The organism is Atopococcus tabaci DSM 17538, from assembly GCF_000429585.1.
In the GTDB taxonomy this organism is placed as follows: Bacteria; Bacillota; Bacilli; order Lactobacillales; family Carnobacteriaceae_A; genus Atopococcus; species Atopococcus tabaci.
The window spans coordinates 23,117-42,779 of record NZ_AUCD01000001.1 but is presented as its reverse complement, the minus strand read 5'-3'; the positions used below and the strand labels follow the sequence as shown (position 1 = coordinate 42,779).

At 44.6% G+C, this 19,663-nt stretch carries 19 protein-coding genes; 1 reads left to right on the top strand and 18 read right to left on the bottom strand.

From position 1 onward, the window contains the following. Positions 1–117 precede the first annotated feature (117 nt). The 3 genes from clpB to G470_RS0100195 form a co-directional block, all read right to left on the bottom strand. Positions 118–2,760 carry an ATP-dependent chaperone ClpB gene (gene clpB / locus G470_RS0100205; protein ID WP_028273064.1) on the bottom strand — a complete coding sequence of 881 codons (2,643 nt, stop codon included), beginning with the start codon at positions 2,758–2,760 and terminating at the stop codon, positions 118–120. A gap of 105 nt (positions 2,761–2,865) precedes the next feature. Then, positions 2,866–3,207, bottom strand: coding sequence for a metal-sulfur cluster assembly factor (locus G470_RS0100200; protein WP_028273063.1), 342 nt, complete (start codon positions 3,205–3,207; stop codon positions 2,866–2,868). Positions 3,208–3,303: 96 nt separating this feature from the next. Then, positions 3,304–4,077 carry a prolyl oligopeptidase family serine peptidase gene (locus G470_RS0100195; RefSeq protein WP_028273062.1) on the bottom strand — a complete coding sequence of 258 codons (774 nt, stop codon included), beginning with the start codon at positions 4,075–4,077 and terminating at the stop codon, positions 3,304–3,306. Positions 4,078–4,219: 142 nt separating this feature from the next. On the opposite strand from G470_RS0100195, the gene G470_RS0100190 reads away from it, so the two are divergent. Then, the gene (locus G470_RS0100190) at positions 4,220–5,035 is read left to right on the top strand and encodes a Cof-type HAD-IIB family hydrolase (RefSeq protein ID WP_028273061.1); all 816 of its coding nucleotides are present in this window, start codon (positions 4,220–4,222) and stop codon (positions 5,033–5,035) included. Between the two features lie 58 nt (positions 5,036–5,093). Here G470_RS0100190 and G470_RS0100185 read toward each other — a convergent pair whose 3' ends face one another. From G470_RS0100185 to G470_RS0100115, 15 genes are all read right to left on the bottom strand, one after another. Then, positions 5,094–5,534 carry an OsmC family protein gene (locus G470_RS0100185; protein WP_205617857.1) on the bottom strand — a complete coding sequence of 147 codons (441 nt, stop codon included), beginning with the start codon at positions 5,532–5,534 and terminating at the stop codon, positions 5,094–5,096. 24 nt (positions 5,535–5,558) lie between these two features. Beyond that, the gene (locus tag G470_RS0100180) at positions 5,559–5,897 is read right to left on the bottom strand and encodes a hypothetical protein (protein WP_240470611.1); all 339 of its coding nucleotides are present in this window, start codon (positions 5,895–5,897) and stop codon (positions 5,559–5,561) included. A 269-nt stretch (positions 5,898–6,166) separates the two neighbouring features. Next, positions 6,167–6,517, bottom strand: a complete 351-nt coding sequence (gene rplS / locus G470_RS0100175) for a 50S ribosomal protein L19 (protein ID WP_028273058.1) — start codon at positions 6,515–6,517, stop codon at positions 6,167–6,169. A gap of 126 nt (positions 6,518–6,643) precedes the next feature. Continuing rightward, positions 6,644–7,390, bottom strand: a complete 747-nt coding sequence (gene trmD / locus G470_RS0100170; protein ID WP_028273057.1) for a tRNA (guanosine(37)-N1)-methyltransferase TrmD — start codon at positions 7,388–7,390, stop codon at positions 6,644–6,646. Next, entirely contained in the window at positions 7,390–7,905 is a 516-nt protein-coding gene (gene rimM, locus G470_RS0100165) for a ribosome maturation factor RimM (protein WP_028273056.1), read from the bottom strand. The genes trmD and rimM overlap by 1 nt, the downstream gene beginning before the upstream one ends. A gap of 122 nt (positions 7,906–8,027) precedes the next feature. Then, positions 8,028–8,270: a KH domain-containing protein gene (locus G470_RS0100160; RefSeq protein ID WP_028273055.1), complete on the bottom strand. Its 243-nt coding sequence runs from the start codon at positions 8,268–8,270 to the stop codon at positions 8,028–8,030. Positions 8,271–8,284: 14 nt separating this feature from the next. Continuing rightward, positions 8,285–8,557 (bottom strand): 30S ribosomal protein S16, encoded by a 273-nt coding sequence (gene rpsP, locus G470_RS0100155; protein ID WP_028273054.1) that lies wholly within the window; start codon positions 8,555–8,557, stop codon positions 8,285–8,287. Positions 8,558–8,641: 84 nt separating this feature from the next. After that, the gene (gene ffh, locus G470_RS0100150) at positions 8,642–10,057 is read right to left on the bottom strand and encodes a signal recognition particle protein (RefSeq protein ID WP_028273053.1); all 1,416 of its coding nucleotides are present in this window, start codon (positions 10,055–10,057) and stop codon (positions 8,642–8,644) included. Position 10,058: 1 nt separating this feature from the next. Then, on the bottom strand, positions 10,059–10,412 hold the full coding sequence (locus tag G470_RS0100145) for a putative DNA-binding protein (protein ID WP_028273052.1): 354 nt from the start codon (positions 10,410–10,412) through the stop codon (positions 10,059–10,061). 30 nt (positions 10,413–10,442) lie between these two features. Then, entirely contained in the window at positions 10,443–11,534 is a 1,092-nt protein-coding gene (gene ftsY / locus G470_RS0100140) for a signal recognition particle-docking protein FtsY (protein ID WP_028273051.1), read from the bottom strand. 53 nt (positions 11,535–11,587) lie between these two features. After that, on the bottom strand, positions 11,588–12,400 hold the full coding sequence (locus G470_RS0100135; protein ID WP_028273050.1) for a Cof-type HAD-IIB family hydrolase: 813 nt from the start codon (positions 12,398–12,400) through the stop codon (positions 11,588–11,590). A 39-nt stretch (positions 12,401–12,439) separates the two neighbouring features. After that, a complete protein-coding gene (gene smc / locus G470_RS0100130) occupies positions 12,440–16,003 on the bottom strand; it encodes a chromosome segregation protein SMC (protein ID WP_028273049.1) in 3,564 nt (1,187 codons plus the stop codon). Positions 16,004–16,051: 48 nt separating this feature from the next. Then, complete coding sequence (gene rnc / locus G470_RS0100125) at positions 16,052–16,747, bottom strand: ribonuclease III (protein ID WP_028273048.1); 696 nt, start codon at positions 16,745–16,747, stop codon at positions 16,052–16,054. A 131-nt stretch (positions 16,748–16,878) separates the two neighbouring features. After that, a complete protein-coding gene (locus G470_RS0100120; protein WP_028273047.1) occupies positions 16,879–18,705 on the bottom strand; it encodes an oligopeptide ABC transporter substrate-binding protein in 1,827 nt (608 codons plus the stop codon). A 17-nt stretch (positions 18,706–18,722) separates the two neighbouring features. Further along, complete coding sequence (locus G470_RS0100115) at positions 18,723–19,640, bottom strand: ABC transporter permease (RefSeq protein WP_028273046.1); 918 nt, start codon at positions 19,638–19,640, stop codon at positions 18,723–18,725. Between the last annotated feature and the right edge of the window lie 23 nt (positions 19,641–19,663).

The window sequence follows — 19,663 nt, the reverse complement described above, 5'->3', positions numbered from 1 at the left end:
CAATATTCATTCTTTCTCATTATACCTGAAACAATCTTTTTCATCAGAAAAATGTTGTTCCATCTACATTCTTTCCTCAAAAAAACAGCCGTCTCCGATTAGAGACAGCTGTTTCGTTTAGTTTGAAGAAGGACTGTTTGCAGTTTCCGTTTCTTCTTCAAAGTGATTTTCAATCACTAAGTGGCCTTGCTCGTAACGGACAGAAACATGGGCACCTGGAAGAATTGTGCCGGATATGATTTTTTTGGCGATGGGTGTTTCAACCGTCTGTGTCAAAAAGCGCTTCAACGGACGTGCTCCGTAAACCGGGTCATACGCTTGTTCGGCGATCCATTCTTTGGCGCCGTCTGTGATGCTCAACGTGATGTCTTGTTCCGACAAACGATGAGATAAATCCCGTGTCATTTTCACAATAATCCGTTTCACGACTTCCTGACTCAACGGAGAGAACAACAGAATATCATCAATCCGGTTTAAAAATTCCGGTTTGAAGGATGAACGAAGCAGGTCCATCACTTGTTCCTGCGCCTGACTTGGAATTTTCCCTTGCTCATTCGTGTGGTCCAATAAAAAGTTTGAACCGATGTTGCTGGTCATAATCAACACGGTGTTGCGGAAATCAACAGTCCGCCCTTTTGAATCTGTCAGTCTGCCGTCATCCAGCACTTGAAGCAGCAGGTTAAAGACATCCGGGTGGGCTTTTTCAATCTCATCCAGCAAAAGAATGGTGTATGGACTCCGGCGAACGGATTCTGTCAGTTGTCCGCCTTCTTCATACCCAACATATCCAGGCGGCGCGCCGATCAAACGAGCAACACTGTGTTTTTCCATGTATTCACTCATGTCCAACCGCACCATATGCTCTTGGGAATCAAACAAATTTTCAGCCAGCGTCTTGGCCAATTCCGTTTTTCCGACTCCTGTTGGTCCTAAAAACAAGAAGGAACCCAGCGGCCGGTTCGGATTTTGAATGCCTGCGCGCGCCCGGATGATGGCATCCGTCACGCGGTCCACGGCTTCATCTTGGCCGATGACTCGTTGTTTTATCCGCTCGTTCAAATGTAGCAGTTTTTCCCTCTCTCCTTTAACCAAACGATTCACCGGTATGCCGGTCACCCGGGCCACAACTGCGGCAATTTCTTCTTCGGTAACCGATTCCTGCACCAACCGTTCCATCCGATCCGATTGGGAAGCATGGGCTTGTTCCAATTCCTTCAGCTCTTTTTCAAGTGCCGGAATTTTCCCGTGCCGAAGAACAGCCGCCTGTTCCAAGTTGTAGTCGCCCTCCGCTTCTTCTAAATCACGTTTCGCTTTTTCCAGTTCTGAACGTTTCTCTTGAATCGACGTCATCTCGTCTTTTTCTTTTTTCCATGTCAGTTCCAATTGCTGTTTTTCTTCACGGAGAGTGCCGAGCTCTTCTTGAATCACTTTAAGTCGTTTGTTGCTGGCTTCATCGCTCTCCTGCTTCAAGGCTTCCTCTTCAATCTCCAATTGCATCACTCTTCTGGTCACTTGATCCAGTTCTGTCGGCATTGAATGCATTTCAACCCGGATGGTGGCACAAGCTTCATCCACCAAGTCGATGGCTTTATCCGGTAAAAATCGATCCGTGACATAGCGCTGCGATAATTTGGCGGCAGATACAAGCGCGTTGTCATGGATGTTGACACCGTGGTGAATTTCGAACCGTTCTTTCAGCCCTCTGAGAATACTGATGGTTTCTTCAATGGTCGGTTCTTTGACGACCACGCGTTGGAAGCGTCGTTCCAACGCTTTGTCTTTTTCCATGTATTGCCGGTATTCGTTGATGGTGGTGGCGCCGATGCAGTGCAATTCCCCACGGGCAAGCATCGGTTTCAGCAAGTTCCCTGCGTCCATGCTGCCTTCGGTTTTGCCTGCACCAACAATATTATGGATCTCATCAATAAATAAAATGATTTTCCCGTCGCTTTTTTTGACTTCTTTCAGCACTGCTTTGAGTCGTTCTTCAAACTCTCCCCGGTACTTGGCTCCGGCAATCAGCGCGCCCATGTCCAATGAAAAGATTGTTTTATCTTTTAAATTATCCGGTACATCTTTTCGGACAATCCTTTGAGCCAGTCCTTCGACGATTGCCGTCTTCCCGACTCCAGGTTCACCGATCAATACAGGGTTGTTTTTTGTTTTTCGTGTCAAAATACGTACGACATCCCGAATTTCATCATCCCTTCCGATGATGGGATCCTGGTCGCCTGAACGAACCGCCTGCACTAAATCGATGCCGTATTTCTCCAATGCATTGTAGCTTTCTTCTTGTGTGGGTGAAGTCACACGTTCTCCCCCTCTCCAATCGAGAATTTTTTCTCTCAAATTCTTCTCTGTTAGTCCTTCTTTTATAAGATAATCTTTCAATGGATGTTGCGGAAGACGCATCAACGCAAGTAATGTTGCGTCAACAGCAATGTACTCATCTTTTAACGATTCAGCCGTTTGTTCTGCTTCCATCAGCACTTGATACAAATCTTGCCCCATCGTTTGGCCGTATTGAACCGCTGTTCCTTCTACAGAAGCGATGCGGTCGATTTCTCTGTCGACTGTTTCTGTGAATCGCTCCATGTTCACTCCTGCATCCTCATACATAGAATAAGCCAGATGATCGGGCTGCAAGAAAATGCGCCATAAATGGGCCACTTGCAAGTCTTGGTGGTGACGCGTTTGGGCGATTTGCTGTGCGTCACCTAGTGCTTGTTGGAGCATTTCCGTCATTTTTGCACTGTTCATGTTCATCGCCTCTTTCTGTTCGTTCTTTTATTATACTTTCTTGGTCAAAATTGGTCAATTGATTCATGCCGCTAAAAAACACGTCCCTATGAAAGGACGTGCTGTTTAGCGAATGCCCAGCGCAATACGCGCATAACGGCTCATTTTTGAAGGATCCCACGCAGGATACCACACAATTTTTACATCTGTTTCTTTGACTTCGGTTACTGCCGTCATCGCAGACAAGATGTCATCCATAATCACATCTGCCAGTGGGCAGCCCATTGTCGTCAACGTGATTTTGATTTCGCAATACCCACCATCGTAAAGGTTTACTTCATAGACTAATCCAAGATTCACAATATCTATTCCAAGTTCAGGGTCAATCACTTGTTCCAATACAGACAGGATGTGTTGTTTGATTTCATCAACTTTTTCTGTAGACCAAAGAGGGTTATTCTCTTCCATCTGCCGTCACCTCCGGGGAGCTTTGGCTTCATTTTACAAGTTCGGGCGACAAAAGTCTATCTTTTGTGAAAAGATTATCATGCTTACAGTTATACTTTAAAGACTCTTTTTAAAGAAATCAGCCATTTCCACCGAAACGGTGTATGGCACTTTATGACCCACTCCATTGCTGGATGAAAAAGTAACATTTTGTGCGTAAGGTTCATCTTTGATTTGTTGATAGAAATCATACGTCATGTTAAAAGGCACCAAATTATCTTCCGTCCCATGCCAGAACATGACCGGACGACCATCTATGGTTTCCGGGCGAAGATTTAAAGATATAGGAATCAGTTGTGCTACCGCATCTTCCATTTGTTCTCGAGGAAGGGTTTCTGCCCAAGCTGTCTGGCTCCTTTCAGCCCAAGGAGAAGAAAACAACCATTTGGTGAAGTCAACCGGTGCGGGGCTCCCCATCAGTACAGCTGCCGCTTTCACCCAATCATATTGCGTCAACATCGCGGCCGTCGTAATGCCGCCCATTGATAGACCGGACACTCCAAAACGGTCGGGGTCACTTAGTCCTTCCGCGATATAATGATCACGAATCAGGGGAGCTTCTTGGATGCTGCGGCCCACCACGTTCCAAAATTCCAAACTTTGCTCTGCCGGCAGCTTGGCATTCATCCGTTTGCCGTGCAAGTGTGCATCCGGCAGCAACGCGCGGAATCCCTGCTTGGCTAATTCATACCCGTTTACTAAAACAGACTCTTTGTAATTGGTCCAGCCATGATAAAAAATGACAGTCGGCAGTATGTGGTCCTTTTTCTTTTCTTCCACAATTTCCAATAAGGGCAAATTGTTTACGGTTGTTTCTTTGATTTGGATCATCGACACACCTTCCCCTTGTTTCATTTATAGGTTTTAGTATGATACCATTTATGATAAAATAAGAAAAATTCATCCACCAAATATTGTACCATATTTTGGGATATACAGCGTCTACGCTGATTGATGATGAGGAGGAAACGACATGACACAAAAGTTGATAGCCATCGACTTGGATGGCACTACTTTGAACAATCAATCTATGATTTCAACGAAGACACAATTTGTTCTCACCCAACTTCAAAAGATGGGCCACATCGTTTCCATAGCCACTGGTCGTCCATTTCGAACAAGCAGACAATACTATGAACAACTGAACCTTACTTCCCCGATAGTGAATTTTAACGGTGCGTTGTGCCATAATCCAGGACAAAACGATTGGAATGAGACATACCATCGAAAACTTTCCCGGGATTTGGCTTTAGACATCTCAGCATTGAAACAAGAAGCAGGCATTCTATTAGTTGCAGCTGAAACTAAAGAGCACGTTTATGTGAATGATTCTTTCGTTCCGTACAGAGATTTTTTTGCAAACGGGCATAAAGATACTAAGGCTTTGACTGCATCGAACTTAAAAGAAGACCCGACCGCTGTGTTGGTATTTACCGGTTCCAAGGAAACTCAACCCTTGATACAAGAAAAAATTATCCGTGAGTACGGAGACTCGGTAGAAATCCGTTCATGGGGCGGGGAGGCTCCGTGTTTGGAAATCGTTGCTGCCGGAGTTCAAAAAGCCTTGGGTGTGGAACAAATCGCTCATCACTACGGTATCCAACAGAAAAACATCTTAGCTTTTGGCGACGAAGACAACGACTACGAAATGATTCAGTATGCCGGACATGGCGTTGTAATGAAAAACGGCATTGACGAATTGAAAGCCGTAGCCAATGACATCACTTACAAAGAGAACCACGAAGACGGTATGGCAGATTATTTGGAGCGGTACTTTAGTCTTGTATAGATTGATTTCAATAAAGCCCCAGCTTGTAACTATCAAGCTGGGGCTTTATTTTTTGTTTTTAGTCCAAATACGGCACTGTTGTGAGACGAACGTTCTCGCTTCCTTGGAGCAATTTGGAAACAGGGCAGCGTTTCTCAGCAGAAGCTGCAATCTTTTCTGCTTCTTCGATTGGCAATCCTTCAATCGATGCTACAATTTCAACATCAAAATAATACCCGACTCCTGACGGTTCGCGTTTCAGTTGAATGGGAACGATCACTTTGCTCCGGCGATCCATTCCCCTAGCTTTTAATAATGATTGGATTGTAGCGTTAAAACAGGTGCTCAAGGACAACCCCAGCAATTCTTCCGGGTTCGTGCCGGGTTCCTCGCTGGTTGGGCTGGAGACGATGACTCTCAGTCCGTCTTTGCGATCAATATACGCAACACCGCTCACTCCGTCTTCATTGACTGCGGTAGTTTCGTACAGATTTTTTTCCAATCCGCCTTTTGCGTCCATTCCTTCTTCACCTTCTTTTAATGATTATGCATTGTTTGAATCAGGGGTGCCTGTAATCTTTTCAATTTCAGGAAGAAGCGCTCGTGCGATATTTCCTCCCATTACCATCATTTCGTATGCTGAACGGACGTCTTCACTCGTTCGGGCCAGCAAGCGCATGTAAATTTCACCGTCTCCGCGGACGCAGAATCGGTAATATCCTGATTTCATCTCGTTCAGTTCGTTAAGCAATTCCATTACTTCCGCTTTCTGTTCGAAGCTTTGGATGTATGCCAAACGGTTGTAGATGATTTGGAAATCTACTGTCGGGTTGTCCCGCCCATCAAAAACGATTCCAAACGGTAACCGTTTGCTTTTAGTCACTCGAAATGCTCCATTATACAATACTTGCCCGTTTTCAATCTCTTTTTTTGTTAGAGGTAAATTCTTTTCTCTCAGAATTTTCTCAAAATTATCAGTAATTTTACTCATTGGCCCATCTCCATTCTTAAATCTAACCTCCAAAAGGTCTCTTTTTTCATTATAACGGATAGTTGTTTGAAAAAACAGGTTTCCCGGGGAGTAAATTAAGAAACCAAAAAAGAGGCCGCCCCAGGTCCAATTTGGACGGGAATGGCCTCTTTTTATGCAAATTAACGACGTGGACGTTCTTTGATACGCGCAGCTTTTCCGTGACGGTCGCGCAAATAGTACAATTTTGCACGGCGTACGCGTCCTTGACGAGTCACTTCGATTTTCGCAACACGTGGGGAATGCAACGGGAATGTCCGTTCCACACCAACACCGTTTGATACTTTACGTACGGTGTATGTTTCACTGATGCCTGCACCGCGACGTTTGATAACAACGCCTTCGAAGAGCTGGATACGTTCGCGGGAACCTTCAACGATTCGAGCGTGAACGCGTACAGTGTCTCCAGGACGGAAATCAGGAAGATCAGAACGCAGTTGCTCTTTTGTGATTTCTTCGATCAATGGATTCATTATTTATACTCCTTCCGACAACTATTCATGCATGTTCATCACCGCAGCGGAATAGTGTTGTTATGAGCGGATTCTCTCCACCCACCAAATTACTTTATCATACTCTTCCTTGGGTGTAAAGTATATTTACTTGTTTTCTTTTGATTCTTTTTCCCATTCTTGGATCCAAGTCTTTTGCTGCTCCGTCAGCGAAGCGCCTTCCAACATGTCCGGCCGTCTCTGCCAAGTACGTTTCAGCGATTCTTTATCGCGCCATTCTTCAATCAAGCCATGGTTCCCGCTCATCAAAACTTCCGGAACTTTCATCCCCCGGTATTCCGGCGGACGTGTGTAGTGGGGATGTTCTAACAAACCGCTGGAATGGGAATCTGTTTCCACAGAGGTTTGGTTCCCCAAAACACCTGGAATCAGCCGGACTGTGGCGTCCATAATCACCATCGCTGCCAATTCCCCTCCCGTCAAGACATAATCTCCCAAAGAAATTTCGTCTGTAACGAGTGTGCGGATTCGTTCATCGTACCCTTCATAATGGCCGCATATGAACACTAAATGCTCTTCTTTTGAGAGCTCTTCCGCCATCTGTTGATCAAACGGTTTTCCAGCAGGGTCAACTAAAATGACTCTTTTTTTCGTTTCGGGGTGCTCGGCATTGATTTGATCCACCGATTCAAAAATCGGCTCCGGTTTCAACAGCATGCCTGCTCCGCCGCCGTAAGGGGTATCGTCCACATGTTGATGTTTTCCTTTGCCAAACTGTCTAAAATCTGTGAATCCAACCTCCAAAATGCCCTTTTCAATTGCCCGGCTCATGATGGAATAACTCAAAGGTCCTGAAAACATGTCAGGAAACAGAGTGATGAGATCGATCTTCATCAGCTATCCAACCCTTCCAAAATGTGTACAATCACTTTTTCTTGTTCAAGATCAACATCCAGTATGACATCATCAATATAAGGGAGCAAAAGATCTTTTTTATTTTGGCGTTGGACAATCCACACATCATTGGCACCGGTAGAAATGACTTCTTTGATTTTCCCGACAACATTGCCTTCTTCATCCACCACGTTCAACCCAATGATTTCATGAAGATAAAATTCATCTTCCTCCAAATCAGATAAATCTTCTTCACTGACTTTCAATACACCGCCGACAAGAGGTTCCACATCATTGATGGACATGTATTCTTCAAACATCAACAAATCGAAGTTTTTGTGTTGGCGATGGCCCCGCACCACCAATTCAATGGGAGACTCGCCTTCTTTGAACCAAGTAAGGACCGCCTGCTTCTTGTACCTTTTCTCCGGAGAGTCCGTGATGGACAACACACGTACTTCTCCTTTAATTCCATGGGTGTTTACAATTTTTCCTACATCGTAATAATTTGTCATATCTTCCACCCGCCTTTCTTTTATTCCAAAAAAAGAGGCTGAGATTATGTCTCAGCCTCTTTTGGTTGTGCGTTAGAGGGAAGAATCCCTTTTGATTTTTCTGAAAAGAAAAACCCGCTTTTTTAATTGTCTCTGATTGTTAAACGAACACGTTTTGGTCCGTTAACTCTTACACTATAGACAATCGTGCGCATCGCTTTCGCTATACGACCTTTTTTTCCGATGACCCGTCCGACATCTTCAGGATTCACCGATAGATGATACTCATAGAAATCATCCGTTTCTTCCATTGCAACTTCGATGTCTTCCGGATGACTGACCAGAGGTTTGACAATTGTCTGAATCAATTCTTTAATATCAGTCATGTTAGGCATCCTTTTTATTTGCTGTATTTAGCTTCATGGAATTTTTGCATGATTCCTTCTTTAGAAAGGATATTGCGAACAGTGTCGGATGGTTTTGCGCCATCTTTCAACCATTTAAGAACCAAATCTTCGTCAACTTTTACTTCCGCTGGTGTTGTCACCGGGTTGTAAGTTCCGATAGCTTCGATGATTCGTCCATCACGAGGAGAACGGGAATCAGCAACGACCATACGGTAAAATGGGTTTTTCTTAGAGCCCATACGTTTTAGGCGAATTTTTACTGCCATGTTTTTTACACCTCCAATTAAAATCTCACAACAAGTAGTTTACCAGTTGTTTTAAAGGTTGTAAAGTGTTTTTTCTTTACACCTTTACTTTTTCTTCTTTTTCTTTTTCTTCTTGTTGCGACGCATCATGGAATTCATGGCCATCTTGCCCATTTTTCCTTTAATGCCGTTTCCAAAAAGGTTTTCCATTCCGCTCATGTTGCCTTTTGACATTTTGTTCATCATTTTTTTCGATTCTTTAAATTGCTTGATTAAACGGTTTACTTCCACTAACGGGCGGCCTGAACCTTTGGAAATGCGGCGTCTTCTCTTTTGAGACAAAATGTCCGGGTTCGCACGTTCTTCCGGAGTCATGGACATCACGATGGCTTTCATTCGATCCAAGTCTTTCGGGTCCACTTGGAAATCATCCATTCCTGGAAGGTTGTTCATTCCAGGAATCATTTTAACCAAATCTTCCAGTGGTCCCATATTGCGGACTTGGTCCATCTGTTCAATGAAATCATTCAAATCATACGTATTTTCTTTCAGCTTTTCAGCCATTTCTTGCGCTTTTTGTTCGTCCATTTCATTCTGGGCACGTTCAATCAGCGTAAGAATGTCGCCCATTCCCAGGATTCGATTAGCCATACGGTCTGGATAGAAAGGCTCCAGCGCATCCAATTTTTCACCCATACCGGCAAATTTAATCGGTTTTTCCGTGACGGAACGAATAGAAAGTGCCGCCCCACCACGAGTATCCCCATCCAGTTTTGTCAAAATGACACTGGTGATGTCCAATTGATCGTTGAACGTTTGGGCAACGTTTACGGCATCCTGTCCTGTCATGGCGTCCACAACAAGGAAAATTTCATCCGGTACAACAGCTTCTTTGATGGAAGCGAGCTCGTCCATCAATGTTTCGTCGATATGGAGACGTCCGGCCGTATCGATGATGACAACGTCACGGTTTTCTGCTTTGGCTTGTTCAATCCCTCTTTGGGCAATCTCCACCGGGCTGACTTGGTCTCCCATGGAAAACACAGGGATATCCAACTGCTCTCCCAGCGTTTCCAACTGATCGATGGCAGCCGGACGATAAATGTCGGCTGCAACCATCATCGGCTTTTTGTTTTCTCTTTTTCTTAAATAGTTCGCCAGTTTACCAGCAGTAGTCGTTTTCCCTGCCCCTTGCAGACCGGTCATCATGTATACGGTAGGAGGCTTGGAAGAAAAATGGAGTTCTTCGCGTTCTCCGCCCATAAGAGACGTCAATTCGTCGTTCACGATTTTAACGACTTGCTGCCCGGCCGTCAAACTTTCGAGGACCTCTTCCCCTAAAGCTTTTTCACGTACCGTTTTCACAAAGTCTTTTACTACTTTATAGTTGACGTCGGCTTCCAAAAGTGCCAAACGCACTTCGCGCATGACGTCTTTTACATCTGCTTCGGTTACTTTCCCTTTTTTTCTTAAAGCAGAAAATGCATCCTGCAACCGACTTGTCAGTCCTTCAAATGCCATTTTAAGCTCCTCTCTTCTCGTCGGTTCCCCAAGTCATGCGAGATAAAATATTCATCATCTGACTGTCTTCCGGGTACTTCTCTTGAATATATTGTATTAGTTCGTCCATCACATGCTTATTCTGCTTGAATTCCTTCACCAATTCAAGCTTTGTTTCGTAATCCAGTAAAATATTCTCAGTCCGTTTGATGTTATCGTAGACTGCCTGCCTGCTGACATCGAATTCCTCGGCAATCTCACCGAGCGAAAAATCATCCGCATAATACAGTTGCATGTATTGTTGTTGTTTTTCGGTCAACAATGGCCCGTAAAACTCGAACAGCGTGTTCATTTGATTTGTTTTTTCCAGTTCCATCTTTGATCCTCTCCAAATCTGTCACACAGGTTATACGGTGCCTTCTATCAAGTCTCTGAACAAGCCATATGCAAATTTCTCCGTATCGAACGGCTGCAAGTCATCCATGCTTTCTCCCAAACCTACATACTTCACGGGAATTCCCAACTCTTTACCGATAGCCAATACGATTCCGCCTTTTGCGGTTCCATCCAGTTTGGTCAGTACAATACCCGTAACATTGGTTGTTTCTTGGAATTGTTTAGCCTGGATTAACGCGTTCTGACCGGTTGTGGCGTCCAGAACAAGCAACACCTCATGCGGACCGTCCGGCACTTCGCGAGTGATGACCCGTTTCATTTTTTCCAATTCGTTCATCAAGTTTTTCTTGTTTTGCAATCGGCCGGCAGTATCAATCATTAAAATATCTGCGTATGCTTCTCTCGCTTGCTTGATGCCGTCAAACACTACTGCTGCAGGATCGCCGCCTTGCTTAGAAGAAACGACATCCACCCCTACTCGGTCTCCCCAAATACGCAGCTGCTCAATCGCTCCAGCGCGGAACGTGTCTCCGGCAGCCAAAATCACTTTCTTTCCTTCCTGCTTGTACTGGTGTGCCATTTTCGCGATCGTTGTTGTCTTCCCGACTCCATTGACCCCCACAAACAAGATTACTGTCAAATCGTTTATTTTAAGGTTGACCCGGGCTTCTTCCGGACTTGTCTCCCCGTACATGTCCACCAACGTTTGGACAATGACCCTTTCTGCGTCATCCATATTGCGGACATTTTGAATACGCGCTTCTTCGCGCAACACGTTGGAAATTTGCATCGTTGCTTCAAACCCAACGTCTGATTCAATCAGCACATCTTCCAGTTCTTCAAAGAATTCTTCATCCACATATCGGAAATTCGCGAACAGTTCATTGATACGTCTGGATAATGTTTTTCTGGATTTTTGAAGCCCTTTGTCATACTTTTGGGTTTCTTTTTGTTCCGGCGTAAACTGGACCGGCTCCGTTGTTTCGGTCGACTCTGCTGGTTGCTCGGCCGGTGATTGACTGGCTGTTTCTTCCACATCTGTCGGGGTCTTTTCTTGCGGTTGTCCAGTAAAAGCTTGTTTGATCTTATCAAATAGCCCCATCTTTTTTCTCCTCCCTGTAAAAAAGCTGCTTTTTTCGAGCAGCTTTTTTGAGTTTATTTTTCTAGCACAAATTTTTTCAATGCATACGCAACACCGTGTTCATCGGCTGCTTTGGTGACAAATTGAGCTTCGTCTTTGATTTTGTCAGATGCATTTCCCATGGCCACACCGGTTCCGGCAAATTGGATCATCTGAAGATCGTTTTCTTCGTCGCCCAACGCCATCACTTCATGCGGCTCGATTTCCAACAATTTGGTCAACTGTTTTAAGCCTTTGCCTTTATCCGCTTCTTTGTGCATAAATTCCAACATATACGGATGAGACTTCATGACAGAAAAACGCTCATAAAAAGAAGCGGGGATATCGGGAATCGCTTCGTCTAAAATTTCCGTTTCTGTATGCACGACGATTTTGTTGATGGTCAATTCATCAGGCAGCCCATTCATGTCAATCGGTTCTGTTTCCAAAAATTTCATTTGATGCGGATATAAAGACGGTCGTCCTTCTGGATAAGGCGGTTCATAAATTTTATCCAAATCAATGAAGTTGCACGGCAGATTCAACTGCTGCGTCATATGGTAAATATCCTGGGCATCGTCTTTTGTCATCGTCACTTGATGAAGTGTTTCTCCAGAATCCGTACGTTGGACCAACCCGCCATTATAAGTGACTGCAAAGTCTCCTGCTTCCCTCAAATTCAACGCATCCAAGAGGTGTAAGACGGCTTTTAACGGCCGTCCGGTACACAAGACAACTTTGACACCTGCCTCTTTTACTTTGCGTATCATTTCTTTGTTTTCTGTTGAAAGTTCTTTTTGGCTGTTTAACAGCGTTCCATCTAAGTCAATTGCGACTAATTTAATCAAAGTGATTCTCCATTCCACAAGTAATAAGATTCAAAGGATTTAGTGTACCCCCACTTTTTCTTCCATGTCTGTTAAACGAACAGACACGAGGTGCGACACTCCTCTTTCCTGCATCGTCACACCGTACAACGTATCTGCTTCTTCCATGGTTCCTTTGCGATGGGTGATGACAATGAATTGAATATCTTCTTCGAAAGTGTGCAAATACCTTCCAAAACGGATAACGTTTGCCTCATCAAGTGCTGCTTCCGCTTCATCCAATATACAAAACGGAATCGGCCGGACTTGAATAATTGAAAACAGCAGCGAAATAGCTGTCAAGGCACGTTCGCCCCCGGATAAAAGACTTAAATGCTGCAGTTTTTTCCCTGGCGGCTGTGCGACAATGTCTACACCAGAATGCAGCAGATCATCCGGGTCTGTCAATATCAACTCTGCTTTGCCGCCGCCAAACATCTTCGGAAATACAACGGAAAAACGTTCTTTGATCAAATCAAACGTCTCTTTGAAACGTCTGCTCACTTCTTGATCCATATCATTCATTGTCTCATGTAAACTGTCTTTTGCTTCCAAAAGATCGGTTTGCTGCTTGGTTAAAAATTCCCATCTGGATGAAACCTTTTCATAGTCTTCAATTGCACCCAGATTTACATGGCCTAATTCCTCGATCCCTTTTTTCAAGAGCTGAACTTTTTTCTTCGCTTCATCGAATGGAATACCAAGAGGTTCCTGGTTGCGTGCTTCTTCAAAACTGATGGCGTATTCCTCTCTCAAGTAATCCAATAAATGGTCCAACTGAACCTCTTTGCGGTTTACCTCGACTTCGGATGTCGACTGAAGGGTTTGAAGCGATTGTTTCGTATTCTGTTGCTGCGTCAAAGCCGCTTCTGCCTGTTCCAACTGCCTCTCGACTTTGTCTTTTTCCACTTTCAACTCTTCCTGCTTCGCTTCCAACTGTTCTTTTTCTTTTGTCAATTGCGCCAATTCAGCTTGGGTTTCTTCTTTTGTTTTAACAGGCGCAGGTGAGGACGCAACCTGAAGCGTACGCGAGGCATCATCGATTTCCGTTGTGACTCGTTCATGTTGTTTCTTCAACACAGCCAGTTCTTTCCGCGTACCGGCTGCCTCTTCCTTGATACTGGACAATGCCGCCTGCAACGTCCTCATCTCTTGGTCGATCCGCTCTTTTTCTTTTTCACGGTCCTCCCATTTAGCTGTGACGGTCTCCATCTCTTGTTTCAAGGAATCAATTTGGTGCCTGACCTTTTCTGCTTGTTCGCTGACTTTGGTCATCCGGGCAGTATCCGACTCGATTTCCTGCGTGGCATCTGCTAATTCGTAACGTGATGCAGTCAACTGTTTTTCCAGCTGGTTTTTCTTTTCTTCCAGTGATTCGATCTCACTTGTCAACTGGCGTTCCTGCCACCGTTTTTGTTCGCCTGCTTCTTTTAATTCTTCCAATTCCAATGCTTGTTTTCCACAAGTGCGCTTCAAATTTCCCAGTTCAGTTTCTTTGTCTTCCAGCGTTTGTTCCATCTTCTTGATCTGTGTATTCAACTGGGCCAATTCGTTTTTCTGAGAGAACAAATTGATAGAAGAGGATTTTTTTCTTGCTCCACCTGTCATGGAACCACCTGCATTCATCACGTCGCCATCCAGGCTGACAATGCGGTAGCGATGGTTCACTAGTTTAGCAATGTTCACGGCTGACGGCAAATCTTCCGCCACCAATGTGTTTCCGAGCAGGTTTCCCATGACGCCTGAAACCTTTTTATCGAATGTAATCAAGTCGCTTGCGACACCTAAAAACCCTCTTTGCGACTTCACTTGTTCTAAAGAGGCCTCAGGTATTTTTCTAGGACGAAGCGTTGTCAGAGGCAGGAAAGTTGCTCGGCCGCTCTTGTTCTTTTTAAGAAATTCGATTGCTTTCCTTCCGGCTTCTTCGTCGTCCACTACCACAAATTGGCTGGATGTGCCTAAGGCCGTATCCAGTGCAGTTTGGAATTGTTTCGGCACTTCCATCAGCTCAGCCACGGTTCCAACAATTCCGTGCAGTTGATTGGTGCGTTTCATCACTGCGCGTACACCTTGGAAGTAACCGGAATAATTGTCTTGAAGTTCTTTCAGTGAGGTGCGCTTGGCTTTCGCTTCCTGCAGGATGCGGACCGCTTCTTGGATTTGGTATTCGCCCGTTTCAAATTGTTTCTTGGCTTCCTTGTACTCTTCCTGCAGCAACCCATACCGTTCAAGAAGTTCTTTTATTTCTTTCTTCAACTGCTTCAACTGGAGAGTTTTGCCTTCCAAATCAGACGTACATTGTTGGTAACTGTTCTCTGCTTCGTTGATCTGGTCATCAATTTTCTTTTTTCTGGCTTGTTGCTGCTGCAGATTTTTCTCCAAATACGTCCGCTCATTGTTGAAAGCACTCTGTTGCTGCATTCCATCGATGTATTGCTCCCGCAACTCTTCAATGACCGCTTCTTTGTTTCCTTCCAACCGTTTTCTCTGATTTTCGAGGATAGCCAATTTATCGGACACTTTCCTTTGGTCGTCTTGATGGCTTTTTAATTCAACGGTCAGGCGGTCAAGTTGGCTTTGCAATTCTTGTTTCTCTTGTTTTAATTTTTGGAGAGTCTGTTCTATTCGCTCAGTTTGTTCTGCAGAATGTCTGTTACGTTCATCAGCCAGCTTGCTTTCTGCTTCAGCTCTTTCATAGGCTTGAACTACCGACAGCAATTTCCGATGAAGCGCATCCTGCTCTTCTTGGATGAGTTTGGATTGTTTTTTATGTTGACTCACCGTTACTGTCTGAACCTGCAGCTCTTCATTAATCTTTTGCAATTTAGATGTATATTGCTTGATTTGAGTATTTTTTTGTTGGATCTCTTGGTGCAGTTCATGAATTTCTTTCGATGTTACCGCAATATCCAATTGTGTGAGCTCGTTTTTTTGGTCGAGATACGCTTTAGCGATACTGCTTTCTCTTTCCAACGGTTCCAGTTGGTGCTCCAGCTCATAAAGAATATCCTGGACCCGATCCAAGTTTTCTTTTGTTTCTTCCAACTTTTGCTCTGCTTTTTTCTTACGGTTTTTGTATTTCAACACTCCAGCAGCCTCTTCAAAAATGGCTCTGCGGTCTTCGGGCTTACTGTTGAAGACCGCTTCTACCTGTCCTTGGGAAATAATCGAAAACGACTCTCTTCCCAAGCCGGAATCCATGAACAGGTCGACAATGTCTTTCAAGCGGCACGGCTGTTTGTTGATAAAGTACTCACTGGTTCCATTCCGGTGAAGCCGGCGGGTAATCGCCACCTCTTCAAATTCTACCGGTAAAAATTGATCCTGATTGTTCAAAGTCAACGTCACTTCAGCGATATTGACTGCTTTTCGGTTATCCGAACCGGAAAAGATCACATCGGGCATTTTTCCGCCTCTTAAGTTTCGGGCGGATTGTTCCCCCATGACCCATCGAATCGCTTCAATGATATTGCTTTTTCCGCTTCCGTTAGGTCCAACAATTGCCGTGATGCCCTCATTAAATTCAATTGTTGTTTTATCTGCGAAAGATTTAAATCCTTGTATCTCTATTTTTTTGAGCTGCACTGATTGCGACTCCTCCCGTTCTTTAACTTTCTTTAGTTTATTGCAGCATCAATTTCCCCGCAATTGTACGAGTGCATTTTGAGCAGCCGCTTGTTCTGCGCCTTTTTTGGTGGTTCCTTTGCCCGTTCCCAGGACATGACCTTCCACCACTACCTCTACTACAAATTCTTTTTGATGGGCAGGCCCGATTTCATCAATCAATGTGTAAACCATATTGACTTCACCTTTTTGTTGAAGAAATTCTTGCAATTCAGTTTTGTAATCCATCCCATGTGAAAAAGCGCCCGAATCGATTTCTGGAAAAATAGTTTTCTCCAGAAAGCGGCGAACCTCATCTACGCCTTGTTCCAAATACAACGCGCCAATGAATGACTCAAACAAATCACACAGCAACGCCGGGCGGTTGCGTCCATTCATGCGCTCTTCGCCTTTTCCAAGTCGGACGTATTCGTCAAAGCGGCATTCTTTTGCATACCGGCTTAAGCTGGCTTCGCAAACAATCGCTGCCCGCATACGCGTCAACAACCCTTCTGGAAACTCTGGATACTTGTGGTACAAGTAATCCGAAACCGTCAATTCCAGTACAGCGTCCCCGAGAAACTCTAATCGTTCATTGTCGTTCAAAGATTCGTTCCGGTGCTCATTCACATAGGAAGAATGGGTGAAAGCTTCTTGCAACAATTTGTTTTGTTGAAAAGAAAGGTCAAAAGTGCCTTTGAGGTGTTCCGTTAATTCTTCTATCATTGTTTCCCATCCCTCATTTATTAAATAGTATCCCTTATATTATACTTCTTTTTTAACATAACGTAAACATCCGCTGCATAAGCAAAAAAGACTTCCTCAGAAAGGAAGTCTTCTTTGTGAACCGAGTTGAATTATTCAGTGACTGGAGCGTCAGCTGTAACGCCCACTGTGTGCCATCCGAAGTCTTCTGGTGCATCGTATCCCCATTGGAATTCACTGACACGGTTGTTAACCGGCAATGTTTCGTTACGGTAAAGAGTTGGGATGATCGGCGCCTGCTCGCTGAAGTATTCTTGCCATTCATGGAAGACTCCTTCACGCCATTCAGTGTCGAAGGACTGTTCACCAGTCATGTCAGCCATGAATTGGTCGTTTTCTTCTGTTGCCCAACGAGTGTAGTTAAATGGTGCTTGACGTCCGTACAATCCATCTGGAGTCGGGTCGGTACCTGTTCCCCAAGCAGCTTGGTAGATGTCAATTTCAGGGTCATCTGCTTCAACGCGGTCATAGAAGCTATTAAACTCCAACAAACGACCGTCTGTCAATTGAACGTTCAGGCCGACTTGAGCCCATGATTGCATGTAGTACTCAGCGATCGGTTCAGCTGTTTCTCCGCCAGCCATGGATGCAAAGTTGATGACCAACTGTTCGCCTTCTGGTGTTTCACGGAATCCGTCGCCGTCGATATCTTCGTATCCAGCTTCATCCAACAATTGTTCCGCACGTTCAGGATCGTATGGGTATCCTTCTACATCTGGGTTGTGGTATCCACCAAATGCCGGAATGATTGCAGAGTTTGCACGACTACGTACGCCTGAATAGAACTGAGATCCAACTGCATCGTTGTCAATGGCATATCCCATTGCTTGACGCAAGCTCAAATCTGCCATTTTCGCGTCTGGGTTAGGAACAACTTCTCCTGCTTCTGAATCCCACTCACCCAATTTGAATCCGATGTATGTGTAAGCCAGTTCTTCACGGCCCAAAATAGTGTATCCAGGAAGGTCCGCATATGTTTCGTACAAGTCAGTCGGCATGCTCAAAGCGATGTCGTATTCTCCGTTTTGCAACGCAGCTACGATACTGGAGCTAGGGACCACTTCAACGATGATACGGTCCAATACCGGTTCGCCTTTGTAGTAGTGTTCATTCGCCACAAACTCCACAGACTCCCCAGGTACGATGTTTTGTACAGCAAATGGCCCAAATCCGATTGGGTTTTCACGGATTTCAGGAGAAGATTCCAATTCGCCTACAGGAATATCTTGCAACTGGTGTTTCGGCATAGCGCCGGACCAAACCCCACCACCAGATTGAAGCATTTGGACACCAGTCTCTTTGTACTGAATTTCAATTGTACGGTCATCGACTACAGTGATACCAGAGATAGTGTCTGCATCTCCAGCTTTGTATTCTTCCATACCTACAATGTTCATCATGGAGGAGTCATAGCGGATACCTGTGTAGTCAGGATGTCCGATAACTTCGTAAGAATACACCATGTCTTCTGCTTTAACCGGCTCTCCGTCAGACCAAGTGACGCCTTCTTTCAATTGAATGGTCGCTTTGTTTGCTTCTTGATCCAAATCCAGTGTAGCGGCTCCGCTGTCGTCAATTTGGAAGTTTTCGTCTGTTCCAAACAATGTTTCAATGTTAAATTGCATCAATTCAGCATCATAGCCGTCTTCATACAATTCATAACTGAACAAACCTTGGAATGGAGAGTCAGTGACCAAGGCAACGTTCAATGTACCGCCTTCTTGGACTTCCCCTTCATTTTGGACGCCGGATTCAAATTCTACAATCCCGTCCGCGTTTTGTTCTGCTCCTCCGGCGTTGTTTCCGCCAGCATTATCAGCAGAAGTGTCGGTGTCTTCCCCGCCACCGCCTCCGCAAGCTGCCAACAATAGAGCAATTGCCGCTGTAGTGCCTAACAAACCATATTTTTTCTTAGACATCTCTTTCTCCCCTTTTCTTAACCTAATCTTTGTTTAGCGTCTGCCGCACGTTTCAGCGCTTGGCCGACGTAGTTTATACACAACATCAGTACTAAGATGACTAATGATGCTGGTAACCAAACCCATGTTTTATTCTCCAAGATATCTGGAGAGGTAGCATAACTGACCAGGGTTCCTAAACTTGGAACAGAAGTCGGTAACCCGAATCCCAAGTAAGTCAAACCGGTCTCAATGCCGATATTAGCCGCAAAGTTCAACGTGACGTTTACGATAATCAAGGAACTTAGATTCGGCATCATTTCGCGAAACATAATCAAAAAGGATGGAGTCGCCATCGTTTTGGACGCGCTGATATAATCTCGTCTGCCTTCAGACAATGCTTTACTGCGGATTAGGCGTGCTTGACCCACCCAGTAGAAGGCACTCATGATGAGGATAAACGTCCATACGTTATAGTTTGGAACGATAGTGACAAATACAATGATTAACATGGTAGTTGGAAGAAGCATGATAAAGTCTACAATTCTCATCAATAAATTATCGATGAACCCTCCGTAGTATCCCGCAACAATTCCGACAACAATTCCGATGGTACTCGTCAGTAAGGTAACTGCTACCCCAATTAAAATGGAGTTTCTCGCACCAACGACCAGCAAGCCGAAAATGTCGCGTCCTCCTGAGTCTGTACCCAGCCAGAATTGTGAGTTTGGAGGAGTGTATTGATCCAACAAGCTAATTCTCATTACTTCATCTAAATCAATGACTGCTGCTCCAATGAATATACTGATAACCAACACAGTCAATAAGATGAAGGCTCCTAGAGCAACTTTATCTTTCAGAAACTCCCTTACAATTACTTTGAATCCCATAGGTGGCGCACTTACAGGTGTGCCTTTTGTCATAACTTCAGAATCTAAACCTTCATTGGCTGCCATTTCTTTCATTCCTTTCTGCTGTA

Coding starts and splice junctions, on each gene's coding strand:
- ffh (WP_028273053.1), bottom strand. CDS start 10,057: ATGGCATTTGAAGGACTGACAAGTCGGTTGCAGGATGCATTTTCTGCT.
- G470_RS0100160 (WP_028273055.1), bottom strand. CDS start 8,270: ATGACTGATATTAAAGAATTGATTCAGACAATTGTCAAACCTCTGGTC.
- G470_RS0100190 (WP_028273061.1), top strand. CDS start 4,220: ATGACACAAAAGTTGATAGCCATCGACTTGGATGGCACTACTTTGAAC.
- G470_RS0100115 (WP_028273046.1), bottom strand. CDS start 19,640: ATGGCAGCCAATGAAGGTTTAGATTCTGAAGTTATGACAAAAGGCACA.
- G470_RS0100185 (WP_205617857.1), bottom strand. CDS start 5,534: ATGGACGCAAAAGGCGGATTGGAAAAAAATCTGTACGAAACTACCGCA.
- rplS (WP_028273058.1), bottom strand. CDS start 6,517: ATGAATCCATTGATCGAAGAAATCACAAAAGAGCAACTGCGTTCTGAT.
- G470_RS0100195 (WP_028273062.1), bottom strand. CDS start 4,077: ATGATCCAAATCAAAGAAACAACCGTAAACAATTTGCCCTTATTGGAA.
- G470_RS0100145 (WP_028273052.1), bottom strand. CDS start 10,412: ATGGAACTGGAAAAAACAAATCAAATGAACACGCTGTTCGAGTTTTAC.
- G470_RS0100120 (WP_028273047.1), bottom strand. CDS start 18,705: ATGTCTAAGAAAAAATATGGTTTGTTAGGCACTACAGCGGCAATTGCT.
- rimM (WP_028273056.1), bottom strand. CDS start 7,905: ATGACAAATTATTACGATGTAGGAAAAATTGTAAACACCCATGGAATT.
- clpB (WP_028273064.1), bottom strand. CDS start 2,760: ATGAACAGTGCAAAAATGACGGAAATGCTCCAACAAGCACTAGGTGAC.
- trmD (WP_028273057.1), bottom strand. CDS start 7,390: ATGAAGATCGATCTCATCACTCTGTTTCCTGACATGTTTTCAGGACCT.
- rnc (WP_028273048.1), bottom strand. CDS start 16,747: ATGATAGAAGAATTAACGGAACACCTCAAAGGCACTTTTGACCTTTCT.
- ftsY (WP_028273051.1), bottom strand. CDS start 11,534: ATGGGGCTATTTGATAAGATCAAACAAGCTTTTACTGGACAACCGCAA.
- rpsP (WP_028273054.1), bottom strand. CDS start 8,557: ATGGCAGTAAAAATTCGCCTAAAACGTATGGGCTCTAAGAAAAACCCA.
- G470_RS0100200 (WP_028273063.1), bottom strand. CDS start 3,207: ATGGAAGAGAATAACCCTCTTTGGTCTACAGAAAAAGTTGATGAAATC.